General features: G+C 40.4%; 11 protein-coding genes and 1 pseudogene. 7 read left to right on the top strand and 5 right to left on the bottom strand.

The genetic code is table 11. The features are described 5' to 3' along the window. Positions 1-456: 456 nt before the first annotated feature. The 3 genes from IPL35_00780 (at position 457) to IPL35_00770 (ending at position 4,061) form a co-directional block, all read left to right on the top strand. A complete protein-coding gene (locus tag IPL35_00780) occupies positions 457-2,715 on the top strand; it encodes a TonB-dependent receptor (protein ID MBK8442022.1) in 2,259 nt (752 codons plus the stop codon). Positions 2,716-2,747: 32 nt separating this feature from the next. Next, entirely contained in the window at positions 2,748-3,167 is a 420-nt protein-coding gene (locus IPL35_00775; GenBank protein ID MBK8442021.1) for a hypothetical protein, read from the top strand. A 183-nt stretch (positions 3,168-3,350) separates the two neighbouring features. Beyond that, positions 3,351-4,061 (top strand): ComF family protein, encoded by a 711-nt coding sequence (locus tag IPL35_00770; GenBank protein MBK8442020.1) that lies wholly within the window; start codon positions 3,351-3,353, stop codon positions 4,059-4,061. Between the two features lie 227 nt (positions 4,062-4,288). Here the strand turns inward: IPL35_00770 and IPL35_00765 are convergent, their stop codons facing one another. From IPL35_00765 to IPL35_00755, 3 genes and pseudogenes are all read right to left on the bottom strand, one after another. After that, positions 4,289-5,851 carry a restriction endonuclease subunit S gene (locus IPL35_00765; protein MBK8442019.1) on the bottom strand — a complete coding sequence of 521 codons (1,563 nt, stop codon included), beginning with the start codon at positions 5,849-5,851 and terminating at the stop codon, positions 4,289-4,291. After that, positions 5,797-7,631: pseudogene (locus IPL35_00760) on the bottom strand (N-6 DNA methylase). The gene IPL35_00765 and the pseudogene IPL35_00760 overlap by 55 nt, the downstream one beginning before the upstream one ends. Positions 7,632-7,761: 130 nt before the next feature. After that, a complete protein-coding gene (locus tag IPL35_00755) occupies positions 7,762-8,262 on the bottom strand; it encodes a hypothetical protein (GenBank protein MBK8442018.1) in 501 nt (166 codons plus the stop codon). Positions 8,263-8,690: 428 nt separating this feature from the next. Here IPL35_00755 and IPL35_00750 point away from each other — a divergent pair, with 428 nt between their 5' ends. From IPL35_00750 to ilvC, 3 genes are all read left to right on the top strand, one after another. Beyond that, positions 8,691-8,831 (top strand): hypothetical protein, encoded by a 141-nt coding sequence (locus IPL35_00750; GenBank protein MBK8442017.1) that lies wholly within the window; start codon positions 8,691-8,693, stop codon positions 8,829-8,831. A 504-nt stretch (positions 8,832-9,335) separates the two neighbouring features. Beyond that, positions 9,336-9,986, top strand: coding sequence for an OmpH family outer membrane protein (locus IPL35_00745; GenBank protein ID MBK8442016.1), 651 nt, complete (start codon positions 9,336-9,338; stop codon positions 9,984-9,986). 122 nt (positions 9,987-10,108) lie between these two features. Beyond that, positions 10,109-11,152 carry a ketol-acid reductoisomerase gene (gene ilvC, locus IPL35_00740; GenBank protein MBK8442015.1) on the top strand — a complete coding sequence of 348 codons (1,044 nt, stop codon included), beginning with the start codon at positions 10,109-10,111 and terminating at the stop codon, positions 11,150-11,152. A gap of 111 nt (positions 11,153-11,263) precedes the next feature. On the opposite strand, the gene IPL35_00735 is transcribed toward ilvC, so the two are convergent. Continuing rightward, positions 11,264-12,370 (bottom strand): isochorismate synthase, encoded by a 1,107-nt coding sequence (locus IPL35_00735; GenBank protein MBK8442014.1) that lies wholly within the window; start codon positions 12,368-12,370, stop codon positions 11,264-11,266. Positions 12,371-12,598: 228 nt separating this feature from the next. Here IPL35_00735 and ygiD point away from each other — a divergent pair, with 228 nt between their 5' ends. Then, positions 12,599-13,483, top strand: coding sequence for a 4,5-DOPA dioxygenase extradiol (gene ygiD, locus IPL35_00730; protein ID MBK8442013.1), 885 nt, complete (start codon positions 12,599-12,601; stop codon positions 13,481-13,483). A 33-nt stretch (positions 13,484-13,516) separates the two neighbouring features. On the opposite strand, the gene IPL35_00725 is transcribed toward ygiD, so the two are convergent. Continuing rightward, positions 13,517-14,221, bottom strand: a complete 705-nt coding sequence (locus IPL35_00725) for an NAD-dependent deacylase (protein ID MBK8442012.1) — start codon at positions 14,219-14,221, stop codon at positions 13,517-13,519. Positions 14,222-14,263 lie beyond the last annotated feature (42 nt).

Here is a 14,263-nt window from a genome sequence, read left to right as displayed (position 1 = left end):
GAAGAATTCCAAAAATGTATTGTAAAATTAATTTTGTTTTTGTCGCCATTTATAAATAGATAAATAATTGTGTTATTAATTTTGATTGAGCGAAAATTGTAGCCAAATATTTCATATACGCCGTATATAACCGCAAAAATAACACAAATACACGCAATCTGTATCAAAAAATATCTGATAATTACACTTCATTCCACAATAAATTGTTTTTAGCAAAAACTATGTTTTTATGATGATAAATTAATCAATAACTTAATTTTTTATGTATTATTTTTTATTTGGCTGTAAAAAAGTTTTAAAATACTTATAGATGCAGCCATACAGCGTGCAAATTTTACAAAGTATTGAAAATTTAACAAAGGCATGACAAAATAAGGCGGCTAAATTGACCGAAACTTATAACTTTGCCCATACAATTTTTTTGCGATGAGATTTTTAAACTATTTTTTAGCCTTTTTGATAGGTAGCCTCGGTTTGATGGCACAGAAATACGGTGATGTGCGAGGCTTTGTGTACGATGCCGAAAGCGGTGAACCGATGATGTTTACGCCCGTATTGCTGGAAGGTACTGCTTTTGGCGGCAGCACCGATGTCAATGGTTTTTACTCCATCAATAAAGTTCCGGTGGGAGCGTACAACTTGTTGAGCAGCTCGGTGGGCTACGACACCACCCGCATCGCTATTCAGGTAGAAGCTGGACAAATGGTGAATCAAAAATTGCAGTTGCAAAAAAAGTCGGTGGAACTCGGCTCGGTGGAAATTTCCTCCAAACGCGAAGAAGCGCGTACCGAAGTGCGTACTTCTATGGTAAAAATTACCCCGAAACAAATCAACCGTATTCCTGCCATCGGCGGCGAACCCGATTTGGCGCAATACCTCCAAGTATTACCCGGCGTTACTTTTACCGGCGACCAGGGCGGTCAGTTGTATATTCGCGGCGGCGCACCCATTCAGACGCGGGTGCTGCTGGACGGACTTACGGTGTATAATCCTTTTCATTCCATCGGTTTGTTTTCTGTTTTTGATACAGATATTATCCGCAATGTAGAAGTTTATACGGGTGGTTTCAATGCCTACTACGGCGGGCGTGTGAGTGCGGTGGTAGATGTGGTGAGCAAAGACGGCAACAAAAAAGAGCATCGCGGTAAAGTGAGCGTAGGTCCTTTTTTGGCAAAAGCACAATTGGAGGGTCCTCTGATGCGTGCCAAAGACGGCGGCTCTGCCATCACCTATATATTATCTTACAAAAATTCGTATTTGGACAAAACCTCTCCCAAACTGTACCCTTATGTAAATGAAAAGCAAAACGCACAAATTACGAGTTTGCCGTATCGTTTTGATGATATATTTGCCAAAATTACCGTAAGTGCCGACAACGGCAGCAAAGTGAGTTTGTTTGGTTTTAATTTTAATGATGCCGTTGATTACAACAACTCTGCATTTTTCAACTGGAACTCCTATGGCGCAGGCGGCAATTTTGTGATTGTTCCCGGACAAACTAAAACCATCATTGGCGGCAAACTGGCATATTCCAAATACAACATTGAGTTACAGGAAGAAGGATCCGATAAACCGCGCAACAGCAGCATCGGCGGTTTTGATTTTAAATTGGACAACAAATATTTTTTGCCCAAAGGAATGTTGCAATATGGCTTTGATTTGAGTGGTTTCAGTACGGAATATTATTTTTACAACAGTTTGGGTATCAAAAACGAACAAAATCAGAACACCACCGAAATAGGTGCGTTTTTCGTGTATCGCACCACCGCCGGACGCTGGATTATAGAGCCGAGTGTGCGCTTCACCTATTATGCCTCTTTGACCAACGGACAAATAGAGCCGCGCCTGGGCTTGAAATACAACGCTTCGGAGAGATTGCGTTTTAAATTTGCTGCCGGACGCTACACACAAAATTTCATCAGCACCAAATCCGACCGCGATGTAGTGAACCTCTTCACCGGATTTTTATCGGCTCCCGAAGAAGGTATCACCGACCGCAACGGCAACGATGCTTCTTCCAGCCTGCAAACTGCTTTTCATTATATCGGCGGCGTAGAAATTGATGTAAATAAGTATTTTGAACTCAACATTGAACCCTACTACAAGGATTTTACACAATTGGTCAATATCAACCGCGCCAAATTATTCAATTCCGACCCCGACTTTATTGTAGAAACAGGCAATGCCTATGGTATTGATTTTTTGGGTAAATTTGAAAAAAACCGCTGGTATTTGTGGCTCACTTATTCTTTGGGTTACATCAAGCGGCAAGACGGCGACCTGAATTATTATCCGCACTTCGACCGCCGCCACAATGCCAACGTAGTGAGTTCCTACACAATGGGACGGCGCAAAGACTGGGAACTGAGCGCGCGTTGGAATTTGGGTAGTGGTTTTCCGTTTACCAAAACGCAGGGCTTTTATGAAGAGGTGGATTTTTCGGACGGTATCAGCACCGATTATATTTCGCAAAACGGCAACGTGGGCATTATTTACGAAGACAAACTCAACGCCGGACGCTTGCCCTACTATCACCGCTTAGATTTGGCACTGAAAAAACGCTTCAATTTGAGCGAGCGTTCTATATTAGAGGCTACTTTCAGCCTCACCAATACCTACAACCGCGACAATATTTTTTATGTCAATCGCCTTACTTTAGAAAAAATATACCAATTGCCCATTTTGCCCGCGCTCAATGTGGCGTGGAGTTTTTAGACAAAAAGATACCACACATTTTTTTATTGTATATGAATCAAGAGCAGAGCCTGCTGAGTTTGCGCTCCGACCTCAAAAAAGTGGGCGAATATCTGAAAGAAATTGCAGAAGCAATATTAGACAATGAAATTTCGGAATTTCCTTTGTTCATTGCGCACCGCGAGCGAGCCATTTCATTGGGGCGGGCGGTGGTGCTGGCGGAAAAATCAGGCACTTACTGGTCGTTCAACGCTTCTATGCTGGAAGAATTGGTGGGACGCGGCATTATCCAAGCCGACAAGGTAGAGGAATTCAGAACTTTATATAAAGATGCCCGCTACTACGCCTGTATTTTTATGCTGACTCCCGAAACGATGAATGTTGTATTTTCTCCTTTTTTATTTCACGAAGAAGAGGAAGGTGAATACAATGATAATGATGACGCAGTGACCGACAACGATTTTTGGCAATAAAGTGGGCATATTGTTTTTAGGGCATTAATCAATAAAAGCAAAATACCAATAAAAAACGCATTGAATTGATTTTTTTATCCGTAAAAAATCTGTTCAATTTTTCTTAAATCGGTGTTAAAAAAAATAACAGACAGCGTGCTTGATTAAAATCAGTCTTTACGCAATTTTCAGTATATTTGTACAATGAAATTGATTGCGCATCATTTGCTTGAAGATATGCTGTCGTGGGCATACCCGCGTGTGTGTGCCGCCTGCTCCACGCGCTTGCAAGGCGAAGAAGATTTGCTGTGTCTCCACTGCCGCTACGGATTGCCGCGTACCGAATTTGAGCAGCACGCCGCCGACAATCCGATGTTTCGGCTTTTGGCGGGGCGTATTCACTATTTGCAAGCCGCCGCCGCTTATTACTACTTCGCCAAAGGCTCTAAAGTACAACATTTAGTGCATCAGCTCAAATATGGCGGTGTTGCCGACATTGGTTTGCAATTGGGGGCGGCTCTCGGAAAAAGTATTGCTCCGTATCCCGCGTTTGCCGCCGCCGATGCCCTGCTGCCCGTGCCGCTGCACCCTGCCAAGTTGAGGCGGCGCGGCTACAATCAGGCACAAATCCTCGCCGAAGGCATAGCGCAGGTGCTGCATATTCCTGTAGATACTGCCTTTTTGCAACGCGCTTTTTTTACCAATACCCAAACCCACAAAGACAAAATAGAACGCTGGCAAAATGTGGGCGAAGTATTTACTGCACAGCAAACACAAAACAACTTCAAACACATCATACTCGTGGACGATGTGCTCACCACCGGCTCTACGCTCGAAGCCTGCGCCGCCGCCCTGCAAAGCAAATACCCCCAACTGCGCATCAGCGTATGTACTTTGGCAATAGCAACTGCTTAATTTTTTTTAAAACATCTGTGTGTTGTTGCAGCCGGAAAAAACGGATTAAAAGTTGGAAAATGATTTTCGTTGATACTATTCGTATTTTCCCAATACTACAAGATAACAAACTAATGTTACACAGCCAAATTATGATGTGGTGTATAGGAGCAAATTGCAGGTCAGAGCGAGGGCGTTGCAGGTAGATAGGAGCAAATTGCAGGAAGACGAAAAATAAGTTGCTATCCTTAAATTATAAAATTTATAATTACTTCTCTGTCATTTACTATGTCGTCAATGGTTTGGTTTAGGATTTCTTTGAGTTGTTTGGCTGTTTTGTCAAGTTCATAAATTCCTGCTTGTTGGTTATATTCGTTGTCTTTGTCTAAAAAGTTAGCCAATATAAAAGTGTCTGCTTTGTAGTCAATTTCTACATTATGATAAAGTCTTGCAATTTCGTCTTGTTTAGTTTTGTCAAATTTTGGAAAGGGTATAATTTCCCAATATTTCTGTGCTAAACTACCACCGTTTCCACCAACTGCATAAAGGTCAATTAGTCCTTTGTTACGCAAATAGTCTAAACAACATTTTACAAATATTGCTTTGTTTACATCGTGTTCTTTTTGTTGAATTGTAATACCGTGAATATTTGTAATTACTCTGCTTTGTTCTTCAATTATTACAATGGAACGACCTTTTTCAAAACCTTCTGCTCCAAAAATCAAGTCGCCTTTTTGCAATGTTTTTAAGTCATTTTGATTGCCTAAATATTCAATTTTATCAACTGTTCCATATTTTGAAAGGAACTTTGGTAACATTAAAGTATAGAAATTAGAATATTGTTTTTTGGAATATACACTTTCACCAATGTTTGAAACTTGTAAATTTTGTCCACGAGAAAGTGAAAAACCTAAATCGGAAATAGTTTGAAAACCATTTTTATAGTTTTGTATTTCAAAAACAACATTTTTAAAATGTTCTCTGTAAAGATTTGTATCTAATCTGCCAACTTCTTCTAATTCATTAATTCTCGGCAACGCAAAACTAAACTTGTTTGGTTTTTGATTTTCCAAAAGTTCGGTTTCTATTGCTTTTAAAATGGCTTCGTGACGTTCTTTTATTAATTTTTCTTTGTTGATTATGGCTTGTGTTAATAGTTCAACAAAGTTTATTACATTTTCTGCATCACTATTTGGCATTGGGATTTTGCAGTCCAAAAACATAGTTTTAGCGTGGCGAATGGTTGCACCTTTGGGAACCATAAAATCCAATTGTTCTCTAAAAATATTGTGCTTTATGAATGCTAATAAATAATATTTCTTTTCTGTTACTGGCAATTTGTAAATTGCACCTGAAAGCATAAAATTTGGATAATCTTTATCTAAAATTACTACTTCGCCAATATTACTATCTTTTGAAATTAGCAAATCGCCTTGTTTTAAATTCATTTTTACAAACGAATTTGGCATAATTGGTAAAGCAGTTTCGCTTGTAATTTCAGGTAAAAACGAATGAGCTTGTAATGCTTTTGTTCTTACAAAATAATGGGTTGATTGTCCGATATAATTAAGAGAACCAACTTCTACGCCTAAATCTTTTCTTTGTAAATCTCTTTTTAGAAAGTCTTTTACAAATAGGAAATTTTCGTTTGGCATTATCAAGTCCATATATTGAGAAGAAGACAAAGTATAGTCCTTTTCAACAATGGAATTGAAAGAAATTGAATTAGGTATTTTTATATATGCGTTGCTCATAATTACTTTATTTTTATAAAAATGTCCTGTAATGATTTTTCTTGATTCAAACACCATTTCTTAAAATCAGAAATAGTTTCTGTAAATTCTTCATCAAGCAAAGCACGACCTTCGTTGTCAATTTCTATCTCAAAGTTTTCGTAATTAATTTTATAATTTGGTGAGAAGAATTTTACTCTCTTACTTGTTTTTACTTCGTAACCAACTCTTTCAATACCTTTAAAATACACTTCATAATTCTGTGCTTTTAATTTTGTTAGTTCTTTTTCGTTGGGTTTGTATGCAACAATGATTGAAGTATTTACGCCTGTTTCAGCAAATACATTGGCTGGCAAGTCAAAAATGGCAACAATACGCATTTTATCCATCAGCCATTTTCTTGCAATTTTGTGGCTGTCAATACTTGCAATAGAATTAGAAATTACAATTCCCATTCTTCCGTTTTCTTTCAAAATGCGGTACGCATTTTCAAGAAAAACAATTCCTAAATCTATTTTGCTGGCTTGTTTTTCGGCTTTTTTCTTTTTGCCTTCGGCATTCCGAAAATATTGTTGTCGTCTAACTTGCTATTTGAGTTTACATAAGAAACAGAAAGGAAGTCAGCAATACCTACAGTTGGATCAATTACTGTTTCGCCATTTCTCGGGTTTACAATGCTTACTAAAAAATCAATTAAAGGCAAAGGCGTTACAAATTGTGCATTTGCATCTTTAGAAAATGGTGTTGCAAACTTGTAAAATACTAATTGGTAAAGGTCGGTTTTGTGGGAACGCACAAATGAGTAATCTTGAAATTGATACACAACTTCAATAAGGACTTTTATATGATTTTCATTTTTTGAGTTTAAGGGATTGTCCTTTAAAATACGATAATATGTTCCTGACGCTTCGTCTCTTAAATCGTTATTTCTTTTGATAAATTCTTGTAATGGTTTGTCTGCAAGAGATTTAAAATTTCTTTCTTCATCTGTAATGTAAAAATCGAGAAAACGGCTTGCCGTTTTTTCGTTTCTTTTTTCATCATAGATTTTTAAAGAAAGAATTTGAATTAAAATCTCAAATCCCTTTTGGTTTACCATTCCCACTTTGTCCATTGTTCGCAAAATGCTACTCATTGCATCATTAATTTGCGTTGAATGAACTCCTGAAATAATATCTAATTCCTTTATTCCACGTTTGGAACGGTCAATAGTTTTGGCTTCTGTCCATTCTAAAACATCATCAAAACTTGGAATATTTATGTATGGGTCGGGCAAATGTAAAGCCAATTCTTTGCTTTTACTTTCTTCACCTTTTGTGTTAAATTCTTCGCTATAACGTAAAAATTTATTGTTGTGTTTACGGAATAAATAAAGTCTTTCTGTATCATATAAAACAGCTAAACAAAACGGTCTTCTACTTTCGTTTAGATATGCTTTGAGTTGTTTGTCCCAAACATCAGCAACATTTTTGTTGTCTTCTTTTTTGAACTCTAACGAAACTATTAAATGTTCTCGTAACCATTCCAAACTTTCATTATTTCCGTTTTCGTGGTAATCTTTATACTTATCAAACCAAGTAATGTCATCAAAGATTGCTCCGTCCAATTTTAATGGTGCAGAAGATTTGTTCCCTTTTGGAAAGTGTACTTCTGTACCAATGTAGTCTTTTGTAAAAAGTCCTGATTGAATGATAGCATATAAAAACTGCCACTTGTAATATTGCTCGTTTTTTGTTCCGTTCTTCTTTTTGAAGTTGGTCTTACGTCCAAATGTCAAATGTTCGGTTAGGAAACAGTCATATTCTGTTGCCGTTCCGTATTTAGTGTCAAACTCGTGTTTTGCTTCTGTGAAAGTCATTTTAGAAGTATCTGCTTTTTTCAAAGCCCAAATTTATAATTTTTCCTGTACTTACTATTATAAATAATATAGTATTATACAACAAAAAAACTACCGACACCTTTGAGATGTCGGTAGTTCAACATAAAGCCTATACCTCCGGCTCTTCGGTTGGCGGCGGTGCGGGAGCCTCTTCGTTGAGACCTCTACCCGAAAAACGCTTCGCCAAATCTTCGTAAATGCTGTCTGTACCTGCGATGTTCATCATTTTCGCCATCTTCACCGCCTGATAAAAAATCAGAGCCGCCGAATAGCTTTCGCTGCCCGCCAGCATCACGGTATCGTCTATACTTTCCACAATTGCCGTGAGCGGGCGCAGCAAACGCCGCAAATCATTTACGAGGAGCATGTCTTTTTCAAACTCCGTCACGTTCAAAAAAGGCGGCAGCAATTGCGGATTTTCTTTGGCATAGTCCAAAGATTTTTCAACAAAAGCCAGCGATTTATCGCCCATACGCGCATAAGACTGTCGCTCTTCGGGGGTGAGGTTCACCAAGAAGGGCAGTTTTTCTTTGATAACTGCTACGGCTTTGAGCAGTTCCGTCAGGTCGGCAGCATTCAGCGAAGCCGAAATCTGATTATGTTGTGCCATACAACAAATAAAAATTTTAAGAAGTGGTTACAAGGCAACCAATTCGGTTGCAAAAGTATAAACGTGATTAACTGCATTGTATTGTGTGAGTCGGGAATTAATTTTAAAAATTGAAAATTAAAAAGGGAGCAATTTGCAGGTAGATAGGAGCAAATTGCAGGTACGCACCCCCAACGGCGAGGGTCAGAGGGAGCAATTTGCAGGTCAAAGGGAGGACGTTGGAGGTAGATAGGAGCAAATTGCAGGTATGCACCCACAATGCCGAGGGTCAAAGGGAGCAAATTGCAGGTCAGAGGGAGGACGTTGGAGGTAGAGGGGAGCAAATTGCAGGTCTGCACCCCCAATGCCGAGGGTAAGGAGGAGGAAATTGCAGGTCAGAGGGAGGACGTTGGAGGTAGAGGGGAGCAAATTGCAGGTATGCACCCACAATGCCGAGGGTCAAAGGGAGCAAATTGCAGGTCAAAGGGAGGACGTTGGAGGTAGAGGGGAGCAAATTGCAGGTCTGCACCCACAATGCCGAGGGTCAAAGGGAGCAAATTGCAGGTCAAAGGGAGGACGGCGAGGGTTGAAGGGAGGACGATGCAGGCAGGCACCAGTCTGTAAAATAAACAGTGTCAATTTTTTTAACTTTCTGATTATCAATATCAAAATTTGACTTTAGCACAGTTTAATTTACGCGCTTGTGTTCAGTTTTTTTGCAAAAAATACAATGAAAAAACAAATATTTTGTAATTAATTATTGATTATAATGTATTGATTATCAACAAGTAATGCTTGTTAATGATGTTATTTTATATGTTATTATATATTTTAATTTAAAAAAAATGTATTTTGTTACAAGCAAAGTTGAAGCTAATTTTGAAGCAGAACTCATAACGGGACATTTAAAGGCTCAGTTAGTTTTCTTCAAAACCTACTTCTTCTTTCTTACTCGTTTTGTACATTTATCAACGAGTTAAATAGAGTCTTGTTTTTTTATATAAAAACAGACTCTATTTTGTTTTTTATACAAAGTTTCACCTTGTCAATATCCAATTTAGCGTATCTTTGCCGAAATTTTATCAATTTTTTCAATGCAAACATTTTTTTCTAAAAACGGGCTATTGTTGCTGTGCTGTATGATGCTTGCCACTGTTGCCTGCAAACAAAAAGATACAAAAAGCGACACTGATACCACTGTTGCCGACAGTACTCATACTATCGAACCTGCTGCCGAAAGCACAGTTGCAGAAACAACGCCTGCTTCCACTTCGGAGACGACCGCTGCCTCTGTGCCACCGCCTGCCGGTGTCAAATACGGCTATATCAACTCTATGGAATTGTTGTCGCTGATGCCCGACGTAAAAGCCGCCGACAAAAAACTCGAAACCTTCGCCCGCCAAAGCGAGGGAGCTTTGCAAACGGCTTTTTTAGATTATCAGAATAAACTGAAAGATGCACAGGAAAAAGCCGGCGATATGACTCCGGTGCAGCAAGAGGCAAAAATGAAAGAACTCGCCGAAATAGAGCAGCGATTGCAGCAAATGCAAGGCAACTCGCAAAACGATTTTTTGAAAGAAAAAGAGCGTTTGTATGCGCCGATTTTGGATAAAGCCAATAAAGCTATCAAAAGAGTGGGCGAAAAAAACGGCTACATATTTATTTATGATGCTCCCGCTTTGCTCTATGCCGATACTACGCTCAATGTAATGCCTTTGGTAAAAGCAGAATTGGGTTTGAAATAAAAACACTCTTCTTTTTTTGCTCCACACCAACACAAAAAAACCGCGAAGGCAGCCGATAAAATATAATTTGTTGGCTGCTTTTTTTTACATAAAAAAAACATCAATCAGTATAAAATAAAATTATGGCACAAATCAATTTTGGCGGCGTTTTAGAAAATGTCGTTACGCGTGAAGAATTTCCGTTGTCAAAAGCATTGGCAACCTTACAAAATGAGTGCATTGCCATTATCGGTTATGGTGTGCAAGGTCCCGGGCAAGCGATGAACCTGCGCGACAATGGTTTTCGGGTGATTGTGGGGCAGCGCAAAGGTGGCAACAGCTGGGCAAAAGCACTTGCTGACGGCTGGGTAGAAGGTGAGACACTTTTTGAAGTAGAAGAAGCCTGCCGCCGCGCTACTATCATTCAATATCTGCTTTCCGATGCCGGACAAATTGCTTCGTGGGAAACCGTAAAAAAACAGCTCAACGCCGGAAAAACACTCTATTTTTCTCACGGTTTCGGTATCACTTTCAACGAACAAACGGGCATTGTGCCGCCTGCCGATATTGATGTGGTATTGGTAGCACCCAAAGGTTCGGGTACTTCATTGCGCCGTCTTTTTGTAAAGGGCGAAGGTTTAAATTCCAGCTACGCCATTTATCAGGATTACAGTGGCAATGCCCGCGAAAAAGTACTGGCATTGGGCATTGGTATTGGTTCGGGCTATTTGTTTGAAACCGATTTTAGAAAAGAAGTATATTCTGACCTCACGGGCGAGCGCGGTATTTTGATGGGTGCGCTGGCAGGTTTGTTTGAGGCGCAATACAATGTGCTGCGTGCCAAAGGACATTCGCCTTCGGAGGCTTTCAATGAAACGGTGGAAGAACTCACACAAAGCCTGATGCCTTTGGTAGCGGAAAATGGTATGGATTGGATGTATGCCAATACTTCGGTGACGGCACAGCGCGGCGCATTGGACTGGAAAGGAAGATTTCGGGAGGCAACCACTCCGCTGTTTGAAGAACTCTACGACAGTGTGGCGAGCGGCAAAGAAGCGGCGCGTGTAATAGCCGAAGGCAGCAAAGCTGATTATCGCGAGCGTTTGGAGGAGGAACTCAAAGAAATACGTCAGTCGGAACTGTGGCAAACCGGTGCCGAAGTGCGCAAATTGCGCCCGAAAGGTTAATGAAGTATTATTTTTTATTAAATGACAATTTTTTTATTGGCAAAGAGGGGCTTTTTTGCAAGTTCCTCTTTACTGATTTTTACCGCACTTTTTTTACGAACAAAAACGCAGTTACACATACTTCAACAAAGTATCTGCTTTCCATTCGGTTTCGCGCCATTCGGCTTGGGCATCGCTGCCGGCGGTGATACCTGCCCCTACAAAAAGAGCCAGTTCTTGATCCAACACACGCATACAGCGCAGATTAACAAATAAATGCGCTTCGTTTTTTTTGACCTCACCTATATAGCCGCAATAATACATTCTTTCGTACTTTTCGTGGCGGCGAATGAGTTGCAAAGCTGCCGATTGCGGCAATCCTGCTACTGCTGGTGTGGGGTGTAGTTTTTCTATTAATTTCCAATAATTGAGTGCGGCAGGCAAAGTAGCACAATACTGCGTTTTTAAATGCAATAAAGTACCGGCGCGGCTTGTTTGTAAAGATTTTTTTTCAAAAACACAGTGCGTTTCTCTAAAAATATCTTCGATAAAATCACCCACCAAAGTCTGTTCTTCGCGCTCTTTATCACCCCATTGTATATCGTTCAAAGCGGTGCTGCCGTCCCATTTTTGTGTGCCTGCCAATGCCATTGTTTCAAGTGTTTTTTCTTGAATATGTACTAACGTTTCGGGGCTTGCACCTATCCATGTTCCGGTAAATGGGGTATAAGCGCAATACGCAAAAGCGGTGGGATATTGTGAACAGATACAGGCAAAAAAATCAATTTCATCAAAGGTGTCGGGTTTGGCAACTTTTTTAATGCGCGAAGCCACTACTTTTTGTGCCGTTCCTTGTGTAAAAGCCGCCTGAAAATCATTGACCAATTGTTCAAAATCTTCGGTGGCTGCTGCATACAGGTCATTATTCAAAAAAGAGGGTGGACAGGCTGAACCTTCAGGCACTGTTATATTTACAAGATAAGCGGCTTCATCGGCTTGCGGCAGGCTCGTTGTTGCCCGCACAAAAACATTCGGACAAGTGGTGCTCGCCTGAAAAGCCGCCATTACAAAACCCTCTTCGGGATACGCTTCGCGGCGGTGCTGCTCCCATATTTCGGCAGTGCCGATGATGAGGCGGCTGTACATCTGCTGTGGCAAACGATACAATATAAAGGCGGCATTGCGCACACGACATTTTTGTAATAGCTGCCGTAAAATAGCGATGGATTCAGGCTGCATATAGAGTGCGGATAATAGATAAAAGTTATAATTTATTTTTTTTAAAAAAACAGAAAAATATGCGATTTGAGCGATAAAACCGAATGATCGGCTCAATGAATGAAAAAAATAAAACGGCGAGTAAAATTCGGAATTTTTATGAAAAAAACTATTTTCTTTCAAAAATGTTGTTTGGGAATATAATATACATTCCGCCTTTTATAAAATAAAGTATAAATGAGGTTGAAGATGAAAAGAACCCATTTTTTAAAATTTATGGCAATTAGTCCTTTTTTATTGACACACGAATTGAGTGAATTGGAGCGTATCGGCAACACTTGGAGCAATACCGAAAAAATGCCGCTTTTGTTTTTGGGACATGGCAGCCCAATGAATGCCATTGAAGACAATGAATTTGTACAGGGTTTCAAAAAAATAGCCGCCACATTGCCGCACCCGCGCGCTATTTTGTGCATATCGGCACATTGGTTCACCGAAGGCACAAAAGTAACAGCGATGGAAAATCCGCGTACTATTTACGATTTTTACGGTTTTCCTAAGAGTCTGTATGAAGTGCAATATCCGGCGAAAGGCTCGCCTGCCTTAGCGGAAGAAACCCGACAGCTATTGCAAACAACAACAAAAGTAGAAGCAGATACCGCCTGGGGCTTAGACCACGGGGCGTGGTCGGTTATCAAACATTTGTATCCCAATGCCGACATTCCCGTTATACAGTTGAGCATTGATTATACCAAAGATGCCGCCTATCATTATGAACTGGCAAAACAACTGCAAATTTTGCGTCACAAAGGCGTTTTGATTATCGGAAGCGGAAATATCATACACAACCTGCGTTTGGTAGATTTTCAAAATTTTCATAAAGATAATTACGGCTATGACTGGGCGATAGAAGCACGCACTTTGATAAACAACAGCTTATTGGGCGGCGACTATACGCCATTGATACAATACACCCGACAAGGCAAGGCTTTTGATTTGGCAATTCCTTCGCCCGACCATTTTTTGCCACTTTTATATGTATTGGGTTTGCAACAAAAAGGAGATACTTTATCTTTGTTCAACGATAAATTATTGGCGGGTTCTTTGAGTATGACCTCCGTAAGAATAGGATAAAGATACAATTATTCTTTTCCCGCACTATACACTTCAGCCGTTCAGGTGCTGCATCAACAAAGGGCGCAATTGCTCAACACCTGTTGTAGCAGCTTCTGCTATCATAGTGATGCCTCTGAGGCGGCTGAAATCATCTGTATTCGGATTGATGAGGTATTTGGGTATGTTGGGGCGTGTGTAGTGCAACAACGAAGCGGCAGGATACACCACCAACGAAGTGCCTATGACGAGCATAATATCGGCGTTTTCGGCGATGAGGGCGGCTGACTCCATAGCGGGTACCATTTCGCCGAACCACACAATATTCGGGCGCAACTGATAGCCTTTTTCGCAGGTATCGCCCCAGTTGAGGTCTTTGTAGCCGATGTCGCGAATGTCGTTGATATTGTGTGTACTGCGCACCTGCGTCAGTTGTCCGTGCAGATGCAGTATTTTGGAAGAGCCGGCGCGCTCGTGCAAATCATCTACATTTTGTGTAATAACCTGCACCTCAAAATAATTTTCCATTTCTTTGAGAAAATGATGGGCGGCATTGGGCTGCACGGTTGCCAACTGACGGCGGCGTTGGTTATAAAAGTCAAGCACTAATTTCGGATTTTTGTGCCAGCCCTGCGGCGAAGCAACCTCCATTACATCGTGTCCTTCCCACAAACCACCCGCATCGCGGAAAGTTTTTACGCCGCTTTCGGCACTGATGCCCGCCCCTGTAAGCACTACTAAAAAAGGTTTTCTTTTCATGAAATATGAGTCTGTAAAATAAACTGTGCCTATTGAAAAAAC

Source organism: Sphingobacteriales bacterium, from assembly GCA_016711285.1.
In the GTDB taxonomy this organism is placed as follows: domain Bacteria; phylum Bacteroidota; class Bacteroidia; order Chitinophagales; family UBA2359; genus JADJTG01.
This window is presented reverse-complemented; position numbering and strand designations above follow the sequence as displayed.